The sequence below is a fragment of the Streptomyces sp. NA02950 genome (genome assembly GCF_013364155.1).
In the GTDB taxonomy this organism is placed as follows: domain Bacteria; phylum Actinomycetota; class Actinomycetes; order Streptomycetales; family Streptomycetaceae; genus Streptomyces.
Map to the genome: position 1 here is coordinate 9,170,505 of NZ_CP054916.1, position 17,622 is coordinate 9,188,126.

The window sequence follows — 17,622 nt, forward strand, 5'->3', positions numbered from 1 at the left end:
CGGCGGCCTGTCTGCTGGGCGCCGAGCCACGGCCAACCGCGCACGAGGTCGTCAGCTGAAAATGGCGATGGCCTCGATCGTCAGCTCGCCGGTCCCCGGATTCCAGTCCCGTACCTTGCCCAGGCAGCGCGCCGGGAACGTGCCCTCGTGGCTGTCGTCGTTGCGCAGCCCGTCCGTGGCGCAGACCACGCGCACCTGGGGGCCCTGGGCCGGGTTCTCCGGGTCGCCGTACGGGGCGAGGAAGACGGTGCGCGAGGGGGTCTGCCCGGCCTTGCGGAACCGGCCCCTGATGGAGACGAAGTCCTCGATGTCGCGCAGCCGGACGCTCTCCGCGGCCCCAGGGCCCGGGCGGTGGATCGTGTCCAGGGCCCGGGCCAGGGCGTGGTTCCAGGTGATGGTGCCGGTCCTGAGGTCGCCGTGGACGATGGCGTCGGCCCTTTCGAGGGTGTCCACGATGAGGCCGATCGCCGTGATGGGCTTGGCGCTCTCGATGTACATGCTGATTTCCTCGCGGCTGACGTTGCGGCCGCCGCTGACGCCCACGCCGAAGAGCCGGGCCCGCAGCGAGCCGTCCGCGGTGCGGGTGATCCGGTGCTGGACCTCCCGCTCCAGCGCCTTCTCGTAGCGGCCCATCTCGTAGAGGTTCATGATGGCCCGGTCGTGGAGGTAGAGGCAGATGCCCTCCGTTGGCTTCTCCGGGCTCGATCTGAGCCGTTTGCGGTACCGGTGCACCCGGACCGCCAGCCAGGCCACGACGGCGATCAGGCTCACGGCGGTCACCAGCCACACGAGCATCCAGGGCCACCAGACGCGCCACCACATTCCGCTGTCAACAGCCACGGATCTCCTTGAAGGCGTCGGGAAGGGAGCGGGCGTTCGCGTCCACCATGTGCCCGCCGGTCGTACGCGCCGCCCGGGTCAGCTCTGCGGTGTCCGCCTCGCCGAACCGCAGCGGGAAGGTGGCGACACCGCGGACCGTCTCCGCCCGTGCCGCGTACCGGCGCTCGAACTCCTGGCGGGTGATGCCGGAGGTGTTCTTGCCGTCCGTCATGAGGACGATGGAGATGGGCTGTCCGGGGTGGTCGCGGGCGATATCGGACGCCTTCCCGTAGGCGTGGTCCAGCGCGGACCAGATGGCGGTGGAGTTGTCGAAGTCGTCGCCCGCGACGAAAGCCTTTATGGCGTCCAGGTCCCGCCTCCCGCCGACGGTGACATCGCGCTCGACGAGCACGCGGCCCCCGAAGCGCATCACGGTGATCCGCTCACCCTGGTAGAACCGCACGAACTTCCCCGTGGCCGAGGTGTCGGCACCGCTGAGCCCGGCGAACGCCGTGCGCAGCGAGGCCACCCGCGCGCCCCGCATCGAGGTGGAGAAGTCGAGGAGGAAGATCACGTGGTGGGCGGTGGGCAGCCGGGGATCGCCGTAGTCCTCGACCAGTTGGTCCACGACGGCTCGCTGGTCCGGGAAGTACAGCGCGTTGCCGATGTCCGCCCGCAGTCTCGGGTCCCTGCGCACATCTGCGCCGAGCGGCCGGCGCAGCGTGCGCTCCATGATCCTTTTCTGCGTCGAGGCGCTCTTGAGCCAGTTCACCACCTTGTCGTACGCCTCGCGCTTGGCCGGGTCGAGGAGGAGCAGGGGGTAGTCGGACAGCACCATGCCATCCTTCGGATAGATGATCTCCAGGTTTTCGTGGAGCTTGCCGCCGGCGTTGAGCGAGAGCAGCTCCGATTCGTAGGTGATCAGGGCGTCCAGCCGGTCCTGGTGGGCGATGTACTGCTCGCGCAGCTCGGCGCTGGTGTCCGCGGTGAGCTTCTGGCCGGTGCGGAAGCCGCGCAGCCGGTCGCAGGAGATGTCCTCGGCGCGCAGGGCGCTGCCGGTCCCGGCCGCGGCGGTGGCGACGCCGACGAGCGCGGAGAGGCCGCTGTTGGTGCGTTTGGGGTCGGCCATGCCGAAGCGCATCGAGCCCGCGGCGGCGGCATCGGCGATGTCCGCCCAGGACACCTGCCCGCCCTTGGCCCTCGCACGGAGGGCGCTTGCCATCTCCGGTTTCACGCCGACGACCACGGGGGAGAGCATGGTCGTGGTGGAGAGGGGCTTCGAGGTGCCCCTGGACTCCTTGAGCCTGAGCTGGAAGTACCGGTCGGAGGAGAGCCAGGCCAGGTCGTGGTGGTAGGCGCCGGGTGTCAGCCCGTCCCCGGCGTCCACGGTGGCCTTGTACTCCATGTCCAGGTCCACCCCCGTGTCCCGGCGCAGGTCGTCCAGCAGCGGCTCCATGTCCCGCAGCTCCGAACTCGCCAGCACATGCAGGGTGGTGGACTCCTCGTCACCGGAGCCACAGGCGGTGGCCGTGCCGAGCAGGGCCAGACAGAGCGCGAGAGCCACCCGGCGGCGAGGAGCCCGGCGGCGCGGACACCGCCTCATGAGGATGTCTCCGGGGTTTGCTTCGGCGGCGGGCAGTCGCCGACGGACGTGATCATCCGTTCCAGCAGCGGCAGGCTCGGCAGCGTGGCCTTGGTGTCCTCGGCTGTCGAGGCGGGCGCCGGAATGCCCTGGTCCTCCAGGAACCGGTACAGCTCGGTGCTGGTCGCCTTGCCGCTGGTGTCCAGGACGCGGAAGCCCAACTCCATTGCTCGGCGCTGGAGTTGCTCATCACTGGCGAGCAGTTCCCCGAGTCGGTCGCCCTTGGGGGTGAGCGCGATGTACTCGGGCTCGGTCAGGAACTGGGTCGAGGGATAGAGCAGCACTCGCTGCGAGTCGGGCTTTCCGGTCCGCTGCCGGTGCCGTATCTGGTAGGCGAAGTACTGGTGCTCGTACACCACCACGATCGGGGCGAGGCCCTTTCCCTCGGGCACTTCGTACGTCTTGAACATCTCCTCCGAGGGAAGCCCCTGGGACACCAGAGTCGGCTTGATCATCCGGGCCACCCGGTCCGCCGCCGCGTTGTCCGTCGGGACCGTGTTTCTGTTCTCGACGAAGGCGACCAGTCCCAGGTACGTCCCGGCGTGGTTCGCCTCGCAGATGTTCGAGGTCTGGGCCAGGATCCGGTTGCCGTTCGTGGTCCGGTGCTTCTCGATGCCGATATCGCTCCATTTCTTCCCGCCCGCGCTCAGCTCGATGAACCTCTTCATATTGAGGGTGTAGTAGAGCGGGCTGTTCTCGTCCGCGCCGACGCCCTGCCGTGGCCTGGCGAGACCGTTGTCCCGCAGGGTTTCGGCGTATTCGCGGTAGGTGGCGAGAACGATGGGGCTGACGAAGGCCGAGTGCCCCTTGGCGTACGCATCCTTGCTCTTGCGGTCGTTCTTGATCATGTCCGCCGCGGGCTGGCCCGACGGAAAGGCGAAGTCGTAGCCGTCGAAGCCGGTGGTGGCGATGTCCCGGGAACCCATACGGGTGATGTGGACCCTGATGCCGTGTTTCATCAGGATGCGCTGGACCTTCTCGTCCTCGAAGAACTCCGACTTGGAAGCGATCTTGCCCTCGAGGGTGATGACTCCGTCGAAGGGGAGCAGGAGATGCCCTCCCGCGGTAAGCGCCAGCAGCCCGGCCACGGGGAAGGCGAGCGCGGTCACCAGCGAACGGAGGGTGCGGCCCCGCAGGGCGAGGCGTCGAGAGGGACCACGGATGCTTAAGCGGGGCTCCTCCGCGTTGGATCTTTCGGCGCTCACCGGCTCCTCCTGCCTGGGAAAGGGGAAGGATCCTTCCCGTTGCCCTTGGCGGACGAATGAATTCCGTAGGGATGAGGGCCGAATTCACCGTGGCCGCTCCACTTCGGCCAGCAGGATCGTCGCTGCGCCCTGCGCGATCCTTTCGTGCCAGCGCGTTCGCCTGCTCTGGACCGCACGTGCGGCACGCTTCGAACGCGGCCACCTCGTCGAACGGCCCGAGACCATCGCGGCATGAACGCACGGCTACCTGCGCACAAGTCAGGTGGTGGCCTCATGCCGGGGTCTGCTCTCCAGGCAGCAACGGACGAAGTCCTGTAGGACGGGATTGGCGTCGTCGGCGGGGGCCCAGGCGACGCCGACCCTGCTGGGACTGACACCGGTGACCCGCCGGTAGGTGACGCCGGGGCGAGCGTAGAAGCGGGTGGCGGACTCAGGGGCGAGGGCGATCCCGTAGCCGTTGGCGATCGCGCTGAGCCAATCGTCCGGCTGCTCGGTGACGGCGCCGACGCGAACCGGGCGGCCATCACGCTCGTCGGCAGCCAGCCAGTACTCCCGCCAGCGGCCTGTTTCCGGCGGGGCCGCCACGAACGGCTCATCCCACAGGTCCCGGAAGGGGATGACGTCGCGCGCGGCCAACGGATGCGCCTCCGCGAGCGCGACGCAGCGGGGCTCGGTGAGGAGCATGGCCACCCGCAGGGCGTTCTGGCCCGGGAAAGGCAGCCGCACCAGGGCGACATCGGCGTCTCCCTCGGCCAAGCCCGCGGACGGATTCGACCAGGAGGCCTGCCGCATTTCGGCTCGCCACCCCGGCTGGCGTCGGGCGAACTCCGCGACGATGTGGGGGGTCGCCTCGTTGGCGGCACTGGCGATGAAACCGACCCGTAGCACGCGAGCTGCCCGGCTCGCCGTGGCCTTCGTCTCCCGCAGCATCCGGTCCCAGTCGACCAGCAGGGCGGGCACCCTCTTCGCCAGGGCCCGACCCGAGCCCGTGAGGACCATGCCCGTACGGGACCGGGTGAACAGCGTCGTGCCCAGCCGGGCTTCCAACTGCTTGATCTGCTTGGTCAGCGCGGGCTGGGACACGAACAGCCGCTGCGCGGCATGGGTCAGGCTCCCTTCCTCCGCCACGGCGACGAAGTAGCGCAACAGCCGGGTGTCGACATCCATGCCGTCAGGTTATAGCCGAAGTCATTGGACACCAGGTCGAGGCCTGCTCAGGCTTGTTGCGCACAGCGAGTCACCGGTGGGTGCATCCCCACGCGGCCGATCAGGGGAGAACATGTGTTCACGGGCTACACGATCATCACCGTCATCGCGATCGTGGCGAACGCTGCGAGCGCCATCGCGAACTTCACTCGGGTCAAGGTCATCCTCGCCAACATGGCCGAACTGGGTATTCCTCAGTCCTGGCTCCCGTGGCTGGGCGCGCTCAAGACCGCCGGTGCCGCTGGGCTGCTGCTCGGACTTCTGGGTGTCCGTTCCATCGGCGTTGCCGCCGCTGCCGGGCTCGTCCTGTATTACCTCGGCGCTGTTGCCGCACACTTCCCCCGGCGCGTCTACCGCCTCCTCCCGTTCCCCGGGGGCTACCTGGCCCTGGCCGTCGCCGCTCTCGTGCTCGCCGTCGCAGAGTGATCTCGCTGATTCGCCTCCGGAACAGCCGGACGGCTGACATGTGGACCTCCGCAACACCACTCAAGACCGGTCCGCAACCTGGGACAGGTGCTCCACGATGGCAGCTTGAGTCAGCGGCCCGGTCGGCGGGCGGTGCCGAAAGCGGCCCGCTGCGCCTGAACGACCATGGGCGATAACGGCGGCAGGCCGACTTCGGCAGCTCGAGCGGCAAGAGACCAGGGCCCATTCAGAGGGGCTGTGACCAGTGTGTGACCTCGACTTGAGCATCCTGGTCAGCCATGATCTGTTTCCGTCGCCCGCCGGTATCGGTCGCGATGCGTCTGATGACGGGGGGTGCGCGGTGAGGGTGCTGGTGGTCGAGGACCATGTCGAGCTGGCGGATTCCGTGGCCGGTGCCGCGCAGGGACGGTATGGCGGTCGACGTCGTCCACGACGGCGAGGCGGCGCTGGAGCGCACCTCAGTGGTCGACTCGACCGGGGACCTGCCCGGAGTGCGTGGCGACGACGAGTTCTGAGGGGTGCTGGTGGCCGAGCCCATCCATGCCCGGGTGCTGATGCTGACGGTCGGGGACATCGGCGGACCGGGTGGAGGGGCTCAGTCTCGGCGCGGACGACTTCCTTCCGAAGCCCTTCGCGTACGCCGAGTTGGTGGCTCGGATCCGGGCGGTCGCCCGGCGTTCGGGGCCCGCGGTGCCGCCGGTTCCGGTGCATGCTGATGTGAGGCTGGATCCGGCGCAGCGGATCGCCGCCCGGGCGGGGGAGCGGCTCGCGCTCACCCCCAAGGAGTTCGAGGTGCTGGAGTATCTGTTGGCGGCTCAGGGCCGAGTGGCGTCTGCCGAGGAGTTCCTGGAGCGGGTGTGGGATGAGGCGGCCGCTCCGTTCACGACGGTCAAGGCGACGATCAGCCGCCGCGGCCTGAGCTCGGTTGCCCGTCGCTGATCGAGACCGTCCCCGTGGCGGGTACCGGATCTGATGACGTGAGGTGAGATGCCGATGCGTCTGCCCAGCCCGCCTCGTGCGGCCCGGCCCCGTGGCAGGGGTGTGTCCCGTCTGATGCCCCGACGGGTCCGCGTGCGGCTCACCCCGCTGTACGGGGTGTTGTTCGTGGCGTCGGGCGCAGTCCTGCTGATCATCACCTATCTGCTGGTCAACCGGCCACCCCAGGACTTGTTGCTCTTCATCCGCGGCGGGTCGGGTCCTTCCCCCGGCGGCGGTGTCCGCGACGGCGACACGCCCCCCACGAACGACTTCTCCAACATGATCAACAAGCAGATCATCCATCCGGCCAACGTGACAGTGCCCACGCAGCTGTTCCCAGTCCGCCATGCACAGAGAGATGCAGACCCATCGCGGCAGCAGGGGTGAACCGGCGCCGACAAGCCGGAGACGCAGAACGTGGCGGCGGCCCTCGCGCTGTGCGGGAAGGTGATGGTCTCCGCGGTCGCCTTCAAGTCCCGCACGCCGCGGATGGTGTTCATGCGCAGCGTGGCAGCTCACCGGGCCAGGCCGCTGACGGTTTGTGTGCCTGCCGGGGGGACCTCGGGCAGGTGCGGCGGGCGGCGGCGCCAGAAACGATCACCTGGCGCGGTGCGGACTGGGCTGGACCCAGCCTCCACGGACTTCGTAGCGCAAGACCCGGCCGAGTGGACGGGCCCGGCCGGGTCCTATGGGCGAGGCGTTCGTCGCTGCGCTCAGCGCCTCGGCCGCCACCATGGCGTGCGGGGGCGCCTTGGAGGCGCTGCCCGACGCTCCCCGATCAGTTCGGGGTCGTGCCGTTGCATCCGGCGGTGAGAGTACTGCCGGGCTTGTTCTTCTTCGTCTCCTCGTCCACGAGCTTGCCGTCGACGAATATCTGGCAGCTGATCTCCGTCTTCGGATCCACGGACCCCGCTTGCAGGGACAGCGACCTTCCCGGCTTCACCTTGACCTTCTTCGACCACGGCGTCTTGACCTTGTCGAGGTCCAGATCCGTGTCACTGGCGCTCTTCTTGGTGTCGGTGTACAGGTTCGAGTTGATGCCAGGTATGTACACGCTCGCCGGTGAATCCCCCGTCACCTTGAATTCGACAGCCACCAGGCCGTCGCTCTCTGAACTGCTTCCCGTGTCGCCGTCGTCGGAGCAGCCCGTCAGTAGGGCCACCATCATGACCAGACCGGCCGCTGCCTTGTGTGTACGCAATTGTTCCCCAACGGTCTTTTTCCTGTGGCCGGTTACGGACTTCGGGTAACTGGCCGCGAGCTATCTTCACACGCCTCCCACCGGGAACCAATGTTTCCCTCCGATTTTATGGATCAGTTCTGCTGCACTGGAGATCAGTGAGCCTCTCTCCTCAGCATGAATCCATCGGATGGCGATTGGCTTGACTCACCTGAGGGGTTATGGGAGATGCGGTCGGGCCTGATCGTGCTTGTCCCCGCGTTGACCCTAGTTCTGATCACGGAGGCGGCAACACCACCGGCACTGCCGTTCCGTGACCACATCTCCCCAATCGGCGACGAGGTCGGCAGACGATTCGAAGGGGGTGATCCATCCGCCAGCGCACCGCGGCATGCTGGGCGAACGGTTGGCGCACCGACTCCGGTGCGGGTGCCGCCCGTCGCCACGGCCGCACACCGCGCCAGGCCTCATCTCCGTGACGCCCTGAACGCGCCTGATCCACATGTCGAAGCCCACTCCGCGCACCCCGCCGCTTGACCCTGAGGCCAAGCGGCGCCTGGCAGTAATACGCCACGCCGAAGAGGTCACCGGGGAACGTCGGGTTGCCCTGCCGCTACTTCGGGATCAGCCGACAGGCGTACGACACGAGGTCCCGCCGCTACCAGGCCGGAGAACGGCGGTCGCACCCCGCGGGGGGCGACCGCCGGTCAGCGGTTCGGGTGCAGCGGTGCAACGCCTCCTTGATGAGCTTGCCTTCGGTGGACTCGCCCAGCGTGTCCCACAGCTTGGCGGAGGTGACCGAGGTGTAGACGCCTGGGCCGGCGCCGCAGGGGCCGCTATAGGAGACGATGCCGATCTGGTACATCACGTCACGTCACGGCCGGGGACGGTGCGGAACAGCGGGCCGCCGCTGTCGCCCAGGCAGGCGTCGCGGCCCTCCACCTCGGCGCAGACCATCGTCTTGCGGTATATCCCTCGCCGTGGTTCGCGACGAGGGCGATGGTTGGAGACAGCGTGTGTTTCGGGCGGTCTCACGTATTGAACTCGTACAGGTCGTAGGCGACCATGACCAGTCGGCCCGGTGCGTCATTCCAGCCGAGCGCGGACCCCAGTGGGCTGGTCACCTCCCTGTAGCCCAGGACGTCGATCCCGGTGTTCGCAGTGCCCATCCACAGGGCCCCCTCCTCGGTGGAGGCGAACCAGCAAGGGCCGCCCGAGTACGCCCCCCAGATGGCGTTGAAGTTGAAAACCTGCGGGCGGTTGGTGTCGGCGATGAGGTTGGCCCTGTCCCGTAGGACGATCCCCCACGTCTTCCGGTCGACGGTGTAGTACCAGAGGTTGTGGTCAGTCGCCCCCACCGAGCAGTTGGCCACGAGGAACGCGTCCCCCCGCACGTTGAGATCGTTGATACCGCGCTGGGCGTCGGGGTTGTAGACGGTCTGGGACAGGATCTCGCCCGAGGGGACCTCGACGATGCAGACATAGCCGTCCTCCGAGCCTGAGATGACCCGGGCAGTTCCGTGCGAAGCGGCGAATATCTCCACCGCGTTGATGTCGTGCAGTCCCCAAGGGTTCACAGGGTGGGGGTTGCGGAGGTCGACCGAGCGGATGAATTCAAGCCGGGACGGCTCGGTGAGGCGGCGCCAGACGGACAAGTGACCGCTTGTGTGGCCGATTACAACAACCCGGCCTCCGGCGGTAACGGCACGCCCGCTGGTGGCGACCCCGAGTGAAGCGTCGTACTCAAAGGTCTCGGTCAGCCGCAGATCCGACCAGGCTCCTCCGGGGGAGCTCCAGAGTGCGACGGACCGGTCATCGTTGGATGTGACGAACGAACGGCGTGACACGGGCACCACCATGCGCACGCCCTGGAACGAGGGGCTGTTCGCGGCTCGGCTGATGACCGGCCCCGCATACGGCGAACCGGTGTACGCGAAGACGCTCAGCGATCCGTCCCACCGGCCCACTGAGAAATGCTGGTCGTCCAGCCAGGCAAGGGACTGCGCCATCTGATAGGTGGCGCCGTTCGCGCTGATGGGCAGGTCGGTTGGCGCGACGTCAACCGCCGGGAAGGCCACACCCCGCTCGGCCAGCTCCTGACGGGAACGGATCACAGGGGGTACGGGTAATTTCCTTTTCCCGTTTCCTTGCAAAGGCTCAGTCATGTCAACTTTCCTCGGTTCCGTTATGCGATGGCGTCCGTCAGGATCTGCGGACTGGCGTCTGTTTCATCGAAACAATCTATCCCTGTCCAGGGAGCCCACCTTTCGCTTGCTCATTCCCGCCGTATCCGTGAACCCAAACTCCCACCTCTTTGTTCGAGCTGACGGCGGGCTGCTCAACGGACCGACCACACGCCGTCCGGACCGGAAGGCCCCGGTAGCCAGCCCGCCACCGAGGCCAGGCCGCATCAGCGCCTGGTTGAGGGCCGATGCACCACGTCGCGAGGTCGTACGCGTGCACGGGGAACGGCGAACGGACACGCTCCGTTCAGCGATGTCACCGCCTACAGGTTCGCTGTGCCCGGCGATCCCGAGATCATGGGCCGGGCGCCGGACCGGGTTCTGCTGGCGGAACATCCGCTGCGGAAGGAGCAGGACCAGTTGCGGGCCGTGATGTGGTCGCTCGCGGGAGGGGTGGTCTTCGTGACCGCGGTGGCGAGCGCGAGCGCCCTGGTACGCGGCCGGTCGGGTGTGTTACGGCCGATGGACGCCATCCGTGCCGAGTTCGCCCAACTCAGCGCCGCGCGGGCGGCACCGCCTCGAGCTGGAAGCGCCTACGACGTAGCCCCCCGCTCCTGGGGCAGGAGTGCGGGGCGGGCGGCTGGACCTCCCGCGCACCTCACTTTCACTGAGTGCCTCGGATCCAGGGGGCGGTCGGTCTCAAGCGGGTCGCGGTCCCCACTGCTGTCACCAGGCTCGTGGTGGGCGGAGCCAACGGCGGCCTGCTGCCCTTCAACGAGCATCTCGGCGCGCTGGGCATGCCTGGCATGACCGCCTACCTCGGTCTCCTCGACGTCGGGCGCTGAAGGACGGCGAGACCGTGGTGGTGTCGGGGGCAGCCGGTGCGGTCGACACCATGGTGGGGCAGATCGCGAAGGCCAAGGGCTGCCGGGTCGTGGGCATCGCCGGAGGACCGCAGAAGTGCGAGCTGATCACTGGCGAACTGGGCTTCGACGCGGCGATCGACTATCGCGCCGAGGATGTGAGGAAGGTGTTGTGCCGGGAGGCATGACGGCATCGACGTCTCCTTCGACAACGTCGGAGGAGACATCCGCGACACCGCGCTGACCCCGGCTGGCGATGCACGCGCGCGTGGTGGTCTGCGGTGCGATCAGCCAGTACAACAACGCCACCGGGGTCAAGGGCCCCGCCAACTACCTCACGCTGCTGGTGCGTCGGGTCCGTAGGGAGGGCTTCGTCGTCTTCGACTACGCCAAGCAGTACGCCAAGGCCGCGCAGAAGATCTCCGCCTGGATCGGAGACGGCCGCATCAAGGTCAAGGAACACGTGGTGAAAGGCACCGCGGACGACTTCCCCGAGACGTTGCAGATGCTCTTCCGCAGGGAGAACGTCGGCTAGCTCGTGCTGGAGCTGGCATGACCGCCGCCGAGGCCCTTCGGGAAGGGCGGACGGACGGCGCCCCGCTCGTGGACAAGGCAGCGATCGTCACCGGCGGTGCCAGCGGACTCGGCCGGGCCATGGCACTCGAGCCGGCGGAGGGCGGAGCGCGGGTGGTCGTCGCGGACCTCGACGCGCGGACCGGCCGCGAGGTGGCCGACCTGGTCGGCGGGGTCTTCCGCGCCTGTGACGTCTCCGACCTGGAGGCCAACCGCACACTGGTGGACTTCGCCCAGGATCAGTACGGCGGTGTCGACATCGCGCTGCTCGCGGTGTCGACACCGCGCTGCTCAACGCGGGCGTGGCGACCGGATGCGGCGTCGGTGACGACTTCGACCCGGCGCGCTACCGCCGGGCGATGGGCGCCAACCTCGACGGCGTGGTCTACGGCACCACGCGGTGCTGCCGGCGCCGCGGGCCCGCGGCGGAGGGGCGATCGTGGCGACCGCCTCCCTCGCGGGACTGGCGGCGGTACCGCTCGACCCTCTGTCGCGGCCGACAAGCACGCAGTCGTCGGACTGGCACGCTCCCTGGGCCCGGCTCTCGCGCCGGACAAGGTGCGCTTCAACGCGGTCTGCCCAGGGTTCGCCGAATCGCGGATCATCGGCCCGCTGCGCGACATGCTGTCCGAGCCGGGCCTGCCCGTCATCCCGGCCGAGGTCGTGGCGGACACGGTGCTGCGGATCGTCACCGGCGGCGGTGCGGGGGAGTGCTGGTTCGTCCAGGGGGCCGCGAACCAGAAGCGTTCCGCTTCCGCCGCGTCCCCGGCCCAAGGGAGCATGCCGCAGTCCGCGGCGGACGGACTCGGGTCAGCAGGCTGCTCAGCTGCGGACGCGAGCGCGCATGGCACAGCACCACAGAAGGTGAGCCAGCCCGGGGCGTTACTGGCCACCAGGTGCAGGGCGCCGGCGTGGACGGGCCGCCGGTCGGGCTCGAGCGCGGCCTTCCGGCTGACGAGCAGGTCAGCGACCGTGCACCGCAGGGTCGCGAACACCTTGTCGGGGCTCGCCCCGGCGGATCGTGACCGGTGTTCCGTTCCACAGCACGGCGATCGTGCTCAGCGGCGGGTTGACCCCGGCTTGCTGGAACGCGGCGAGCGGAAGCGGTGCTGAACCGGTCGCGCGTCCGGAGCAGGGCCAGTCAGTGGTGCGGCTCGGCCCTGGTGCTGCCGCCCCGACCGAGCCGGCCGCGGGGGAAGCGTGTCCGGCGTTGGCAGCGGTCATGCGCAACCGGCGCCGATGCGCCACTCGCCACTCAGGCCGAGCCTGAAAGGTCTCTGCGGACGTGGCTCAGCAGACACCGTACTGTCCGTTTGGGGCCGAAGGAGGAGCATCCAAGGGCCGCGGTGGGCCGAGCGCTCAGCCTACCTACGTCGGCCGTACTGCCACGTGCCGGCGCGACCTGACGCGACCGACGCGCGTGTCCGAGCCCGCGGTACGACGATGGAAGCACGGATCGTTCGGGTGGATGTGTAAGAGGAAAGCAGGGCGATGAGGCCGGAGAGTTCCGCGGGGCGCGCCGGGCGTCGCGGCCTTCCGCACACCGCTGACCTGCGCGTGGAGGCCTGGGCCCCCACGCGCGAGGAGTGCCTGGCCCAGGCGGTGCGGGGCGTCTGTGAGTCGTTCCTGGACCTGACCGGGGCAGCCGGTGTCCGCAGGCGGGACGTCGTGGTGCGGGCGGACAAGGACGAGGACGTGCTGGTCGCCCTGCTGGAAGAGGTCGTGTACTGGCTCGACACCGAAGGCGAGGTCCCGGTCGATGTGGAACTGACGCCCGTCACCGGCGGCCTGCGGTGCGGGCTGCACATGGCTGATGCCGGGGCGCTTCCGGTCACGGGAGCCGCGCCGAAGGCTGTGACGTGGCACGATCTGGTCTTTGTCCGCGATCCGGCGGGTTGGACGTGCTCGGTGACGCTCGATGTGTGAGCGTCGGCCATGACCGAGGGTGCCCTTTCACCCGAGGATCTCGTACGGGCCCTCCGAGCGGCCGGGATCAGCGATGAGCGGCTGCTCCAGGCCGTACGGGCGACACCCCGGGCGGCGTTCGTCCCCACCGGCCACCACACGCACGCCTATCAGGACGTGCCCCTGTCGATCGGCCACGGACAGGTGACCACGCAGCCCTCGCTGTCGGCCATGATGATCGAGGGGCTTGGCTTGAGCGGGGATGAACACGTCCTCGAGATCGGCACCGGGCTCGGCTTCCAGACCGCACTACTCGCCCGGTTGGCCGCCGATGTCGTGACCATAGAGATGTGGCCGGACCTCGCAGATCAGGCACAGCGCAACCTCGCCGGGCAGGGGCTTCGCAACATCGAACTGCGCGTCGGGGACGGCAGCGGCGGCGTGCCGGACCGCGCTCCATACGAAGCGATCATCGTGTCCGCCGCGTTCCCAGAGGTTCCTGCGCCACTGGCCGGACAACTGCGTTTCGGCGGTTGCCTCGTACAGCCCCTCGGTCCTGGTGGCCGGGACCAGGTCGTGTCCTTTCTGCGCACCGCGGAGGGGCTGGAGCGTCGGCGGGTACTCACGCCCGCCTATTTCGTCCGCTTGCGAGGACGCTACGGCTTCCCCTCCTGAGCCCTGCCGTCTGCGCCGGAACCGCCGTGTTCCGGCAGCATGCTTCCATCCGCAATAGCATGGATGCCACGGGGCCGGGACGCAGAGGAGTCCAGGCAACGGCCTCGTTCCACGGATGCGCTTTCGCAACAGTAGCGCCGCGCACCATAACTTCCCTTCCTGAATCTCCTGGCCACCCTGACTCTGCGGTCGGCACTGCACACCTGGCTCCTTCGGTCGGCCTGCTGACCGGGCTCGCTCGCGAACGGTGCGGATGGCCGGTGTCGCGTTGACGGAAACTCCGGAGAGAGGCGACGGGCATGGACATCACGCTGGTGGAAGAGGCCCCGTTCCGCTTCCGTATCGAGCGGCGCGGTGCGATGCGCGTGCCCGGGGTCGTCTTCGCGAGCCGGGAACTTCTGCCGCAAGCGGCCGGGGACAAGGCGCTGGAGCAGGTGGCGAACGTAGCCACTCTGCCCGGCATCGTCCGCGCCTCGTGTGCCATGCCCGACGTGCACTGGGGGTACGGCTTCCCGATCGGAGGCGTGGCCGCCACGGACATCGACGCCGGTGGAGTGATCTCGCCCGGCGGCGTCGGATTCGACATTTCCTGCGGCGTACGGCTGCTCGCCGCCGGCATCGACAGCGGTCGGCTCGCCCCCCGGCTGCGGACGCTCATGGATGTACTCGGCGAACGGATCCCACGCGGCATGGGAAGGGGCGGCTTGTGGAAGCTGAGCGGACGCCAGGAGATGGAGAAGCTGTTGACCGGCGGGGCCGAGTACGCGGTCGAACGCGGTCACGGCGTGCCACGCGACCTGGCGCGGTGCGAGGACCATGGAGCGCTCCCGGAGGCCGATCCGTCGCAGGTCGGGCAGCGGGCCGTGGACCGGGGGCTCCAGCAGGTGGGCAGCTTGGGCGCGGGCAACCACTTCCTGGAGGTGCAGGCCGTGGACCACGTGTACGACACGGACACAGCGGCCGCATTCGGCCTGCGTCCCGGCCAGGTGTGCGTGATGATCCACTGCGGCTCACGCGGTCTGGGCCACCAGGTGTGCACCGACCACGTCCGGGTCATGGATCACTCGTTGCGCGCCTACGGCATCGGGGTCCCGGACCGGCAGCTGGCCTGCACCCCCGTCGTGTCCCCGCCGGGCCGCGACTACCTGGGAGCGATGGCAGCCGCTGCCAACTACGGTCGCGCCAACCGGCAACTGCTCGCCCACACCGTGCGCCACGCGTTCGCCACCACTGCCGGGGTGGGCCTGGACCTGGTGTACGACGTCTCCCACAACACCGCCAAGATCGAGACCCACGACGTGGACGGCGTACCGCGTCGGCTGTGCGTCCACCGCAAGGGCGCCACCCTCGCCCTGCCTCCCGGCCACCCGAGCCTGCCGGAGGACCTCACCCGGGCCGGTCAGCCCGTACTGGTCCCCGGCACCATGGGCACCGCCTCGTACGTAATGGTCGGCACGCGGGAGAACGACGCATTTCTGTCCGCATGCCACGGCGCGGGACGCGTATGGAGCCGCCACCAGGCACTGCGCCGAGTCCGGGGCGAGCAGTTGCGCGGAGAGCTGGAGGCCCAGGGCATCACCGTCCGACCGTCCTCCTGGCGCGGCCTCGCCGAAGAGTCCCCGGCCGCCTACAAGGACGTCGACGCCGTGGCCGCCGCCACCGAGGGGGCGGGACTGGCCCGCCTTGTCGTCCGCCTGGTGCCCCTCGGTGTTGTCAAGGGATGATGCCACGGCTGTTGATGCAGGAGCGATCCGTCGTGACGGACCACATGGGTAGGCCGGTTACCTGGGCGTGAGTAGGCGAAACCCTCAACCCTGGTTGTCTGACGATGAGTTGTCGTCACGAATCGAGCCGCTGCTGCCGGTTCCGCAGCAGCGGTACCGACGCCCCGGTCGGAAGAAGGTGCTGGAGGACCGCAACGTGCTGTGCGGCATCCTGTTCGTCCTCTACTCCGGCATCCAGTGGGAGTGGCTGCCTTCCGAACTCCGCTTCGGCTCAGGCATGACGTGCTGGCGCAGACTACGGGACCGGAACGGCGCAGGAGTCTGGCAGCGTCTGCATGAAGTGCTGCTGGCCGAGCTGCGGGCCACAGGCCGGCTCGATCTGTCGCGGGTCGCCCTAGTACTTCGGATCTCGCGCGAACCCGGACACGGCCCGCAGTCTCCCTCACCGGACTTGCGTGCCCGACCAGCTCCGACGGCCAGCGCTCGGGCAGTGGTGCACAGAGGGAGGGCGTTCCGTGGCTAGTTCATGAAGATCTTTTGACACAACCGAGGCGCATGGGGGCCGGATCCCGGGCAATGCGAGTGAGGTGATACGCGTTGGAATCGTCACCCTGACTCTGATCTCCGCTCTCGTGGCCGCGGTGGCAGCGGCCGGTATTTCGGCCTACTGGCTGTTTGCTGCTCTCCCCCTTACGTTCTTGGGTCTGCTGGGTGCTTGGGACCTGCTGCAGACCCGCCATTCGGTGCTGCGCAATTATCCGGTACTGGGTCATGCACGCTTCCTCCTTGAGCGGATACGTCCGGAACTTCAGCAGTACTTCATCGAGCGGAACTACGACGGGCGCCCTTTCGACCGGGATGTGCGCAGCATCGTCTATGAGCGTGCGAAGGGCACCGACGCCGAGGAGCCGTACGGCACAGAACGCGACGTGTATCAGTCCGGCTACGAGTTCCTCGTTCCTTCGATGGCGCCCTGCGCGGTGCCGCGGACACCGCCCCGCGTGCGCATCGGTGGCCCGGACTGTGCCCGCCCCTACGGCATGGCGCTGCTGAACGTCTCGGCGATGAGCTTCGGGTCGGTGTCGGCCAACGCGATCCTCGCCCTCAACCGCGGTGCCGCGGCTGGAGGGTTCGCCCACGACACTGGCGAGGGCGGGGTGTCCGAGTACCACCTCCGTCCGGGCGGTGATCTCATATGGGAAATCGGTACCGGTTACTTTGGCTGCCGCACCGAGGAAGGTGATTTCGATGCGGCCGCGTTCGCCGACAAGGCTGCGCACGACCACGTCAAGTGCGTGTCCCTGAAGCTGTCGCAGGGGGCCAAGCCCGGCATCGGCGGTGTCCTGCCGGGAGCCAAGGTCAACGCTGAGATCGCCCGGGCCCGGGGCGTGCCCGAAGGGCGAACGGTTGTCTCGCCGCCGTACCACCGGGTGTTCTCCACCCCGCGCGAACTCGTCCACTTCATCGTCCGGATGCGGGAGTTGTCAGGGGGCAAGCCGACCGGGTTCAAGCTCTGTGTGGGCTCGCGTCAGCAGTTTCTCGCCGTGTGCAAGGCCATGCTGGCCGAGGGCGCGACGCCTGACTTCATCGTGGTCGACGGAGCCGAGGGGGGAACCGGGGCGGCGCCATTGGAGTTCGCGGACCATGTGGGCACCCCCCTCACCGAGGGGCTGCTCACCGTCCACAATGCCCTCGTCGGGGTGGGTCTGCGCGATCGCGTCAAGATCGGGGCGAGCGGCAAGATCGCCACCGGTATCGACCTGGTGAAGCGCATGGTGCAGGGAGCGGACTACGGCAACGCCGCACGGGCGATGATGTTCGCCGTCGGTTGCATTCAGGCGCAGCGGTGCCACACCAATACGTGCCCCACCGGCGTCACGACCCAGGATCCCCGCCGAGCCCGCGCCCTCGACGTCAGCGACAAGACGTTGCGCGTTCAGCGCTTCCAGGAAGCGACCGTGGCCAGCGCCCTTCAGATCATGGCGTCCATGGGCGTCACCGATCCCGCGCAGCTTCGCCCGCACATGCTCCGCCGGCGCATCGACCCCTGTACCGACCATTCCTACGACACGTTGTACGAGTGGCTTGCGCCGGGCCAGTTGCTCGCCGAGCCGCCCGTTTCCTGGGCGGCTGACTGGAGGGCCGCGGACCCCGACCGTTTCACCGTGTGATCTCTGGCCGTCGGCAGCGATCCGCTCGCCTGCGGTGGAACGACGTCATCTCGAGCGAGGGCACCGACGCCA

General features: G+C 68.5%; 18 protein-coding genes and 2 pseudogenes. 12 read left to right on the forward strand and 8 right to left on the reverse strand.

Annotated features, from left to right (window positions below; translation table 11 throughout):
• Positions 1-51 precede the first annotated feature (51 nt).
• The 4 genes from HUT19_RS39385 to HUT19_RS39400 form a co-directional block, all read right to left on the reverse strand.
• A complete protein-coding gene (locus HUT19_RS39385) occupies positions 52-840 on the reverse strand; it encodes a hypothetical protein (protein WP_254886051.1) in 789 nt (262 codons plus the stop codon).
• Positions 830-2,383 carry a VWA domain-containing protein gene (locus HUT19_RS39390; protein ID WP_254886052.1) on the reverse strand — a complete coding sequence of 518 codons (1,554 nt, stop codon included), beginning with the start codon at positions 2,381-2,383 and terminating at the stop codon, positions 830-832. The genes HUT19_RS39385 and HUT19_RS39390 overlap by 11 nt, the downstream gene beginning before the upstream one ends.
• 35 nt (positions 2,384-2,418) lie before the next feature.
• A complete protein-coding gene (locus HUT19_RS39395; protein WP_254886053.1) occupies positions 2,419-3,666 on the reverse strand; it encodes a hypothetical protein in 1,248 nt (415 codons plus the stop codon).
• A 258-nt stretch (positions 3,667-3,924) separates the two neighbouring features.
• Complete coding sequence (locus HUT19_RS39400; RefSeq protein WP_176185883.1) at positions 3,925-4,833, reverse strand: LysR family transcriptional regulator; 909 nt, start codon at positions 4,831-4,833, stop codon at positions 3,925-3,927.
• Positions 4,834-4,947: 114 nt separating this feature from the next.
• Between HUT19_RS39400 and HUT19_RS39405 the strand changes: the two genes are divergently transcribed.
• The 3 genes and pseudogenes from HUT19_RS39405 to HUT19_RS43715 all read left to right on the forward strand — a co-directional run bounded on the left by HUT19_RS39405 (position 4,948) and on the right by HUT19_RS43715 (position 6,663).
• Positions 4,948-5,298 carry a DoxX family protein gene (locus tag HUT19_RS39405; protein WP_176185885.1) on the forward strand — a complete coding sequence of 117 codons (351 nt, stop codon included), beginning with the start codon at positions 4,948-4,950 and terminating at the stop codon, positions 5,296-5,298.
• A 340-nt stretch (positions 5,299-5,638) separates the two neighbouring features.
• A pseudogene (locus tag HUT19_RS39410) lies at positions 5,639-6,284 on the forward strand (response regulator transcription factor).
• A gap of 67 nt (positions 6,285-6,351) precedes the next feature.
• A complete protein-coding gene (locus tag HUT19_RS43715; protein WP_176178465.1) occupies positions 6,352-6,663 on the forward strand; it encodes a hypothetical protein in 312 nt (103 codons plus the stop codon).
• A gap of 391 nt (positions 6,664-7,054) precedes the next feature.
• On the opposite strand, the gene HUT19_RS39420 is transcribed toward HUT19_RS43715, so the two are convergent.
• The 4 genes from HUT19_RS39420 to HUT19_RS39430 all read right to left on the reverse strand — a co-directional run bounded on the left by HUT19_RS39420 (position 7,055) and on the right by HUT19_RS39430 (position 9,570).
• Positions 7,055-7,477 (reverse strand): hypothetical protein, encoded by a 423-nt coding sequence (locus HUT19_RS39420; RefSeq protein ID WP_176185887.1) that lies wholly within the window; start codon positions 7,475-7,477, stop codon positions 7,055-7,057.
• 637 nt (positions 7,478-8,114) lie between these two features.
• Positions 8,115-8,321 (reverse strand): hypothetical protein, encoded by a 207-nt coding sequence (locus HUT19_RS43720; RefSeq protein ID WP_254886054.1) that lies wholly within the window; start codon positions 8,319-8,321, stop codon positions 8,115-8,117.
• The gene (locus HUT19_RS43725) at positions 8,321-8,491 is read right to left on the reverse strand and encodes a trypsin-like serine protease (RefSeq protein ID WP_254886055.1); all 171 of its coding nucleotides are present in this window, start codon (positions 8,489-8,491) and stop codon (positions 8,321-8,323) included. Before HUT19_RS43725 ends, HUT19_RS43720 begins: the two co-directional genes overlap by 1 nt.
• Positions 8,488-9,570 (reverse strand): hypothetical protein, encoded by a 1,083-nt coding sequence (locus tag HUT19_RS39430; RefSeq protein ID WP_176185889.1) that lies wholly within the window; start codon positions 9,568-9,570, stop codon positions 8,488-8,490. The genes HUT19_RS43725 and HUT19_RS39430 overlap by 4 nt, the downstream gene beginning before the upstream one ends.
• A gap of 740 nt (positions 9,571-10,310) precedes the next feature.
• Here HUT19_RS39430 and HUT19_RS39435 point away from each other — a divergent pair.
• The 9 genes and pseudogenes from HUT19_RS39435 to HUT19_RS39475 all read left to right on the forward strand — a co-directional run bounded on the left by HUT19_RS39435 (position 10,311) and on the right by HUT19_RS39475 (position 17,550).
• Entirely contained in the window at positions 10,311-10,484 is a 174-nt protein-coding gene (locus HUT19_RS39435) for a hypothetical protein (RefSeq protein ID WP_176185891.1), read from the forward strand.
• Between the two features lie 14 nt (positions 10,485-10,498).
• On the forward strand, positions 10,499-10,690 hold the full coding sequence (locus HUT19_RS43730; protein WP_176185893.1) for a zinc-binding dehydrogenase: 192 nt from the start codon (positions 10,499-10,501) through the stop codon (positions 10,688-10,690).
• Positions 10,691-10,758: 68 nt separating this feature from the next.
• The gene (locus HUT19_RS43735) at positions 10,759-11,037 is read left to right on the forward strand and encodes a hypothetical protein (protein ID WP_176185895.1); all 279 of its coding nucleotides are present in this window, start codon (positions 10,759-10,761) and stop codon (positions 11,035-11,037) included.
• 17 nt (positions 11,038-11,054) lie between these two features.
• On the forward strand, positions 11,055-12,188 hold the full coding sequence (locus HUT19_RS39450; RefSeq protein ID WP_217712333.1) for an SDR family NAD(P)-dependent oxidoreductase: 1,134 nt from the start codon (positions 11,055-11,057) through the stop codon (positions 12,186-12,188).
• 378 nt (positions 12,189-12,566) lie between these two features.
• The gene (locus HUT19_RS39455; protein WP_176185897.1) at positions 12,567-13,001 is read left to right on the forward strand and encodes an archease; all 435 of its coding nucleotides are present in this window, start codon (positions 12,567-12,569) and stop codon (positions 12,999-13,001) included.
• A 9-nt stretch (positions 13,002-13,010) separates the two neighbouring features.
• Complete coding sequence (locus HUT19_RS39460) at positions 13,011-13,655, forward strand: protein-L-isoaspartate(D-aspartate) O-methyltransferase (protein WP_176185899.1); 645 nt, start codon at positions 13,011-13,013, stop codon at positions 13,653-13,655.
• Between the two features lie 299 nt (positions 13,656-13,954).
• Positions 13,955-15,379, forward strand: a complete 1,425-nt coding sequence (locus HUT19_RS39465; RefSeq protein WP_176185901.1) for an RtcB family protein — start codon at positions 13,955-13,957, stop codon at positions 15,377-15,379.
• Positions 15,380-15,446: 67 nt separating this feature from the next.
• Positions 15,447-15,767 (forward strand): annotated as a pseudogene (locus HUT19_RS39470) (transposase); the annotation flags it as partial.
• Between the two features lie 199 nt (positions 15,768-15,966).
• On the forward strand, positions 15,967-17,550 hold the full coding sequence (locus HUT19_RS39475) for an FMN-binding glutamate synthase family protein (RefSeq protein WP_176185905.1): 1,584 nt from the start codon (positions 15,967-15,969) through the stop codon (positions 17,548-17,550).
• Positions 17,551-17,622: the final 72 nt, after the last annotated feature.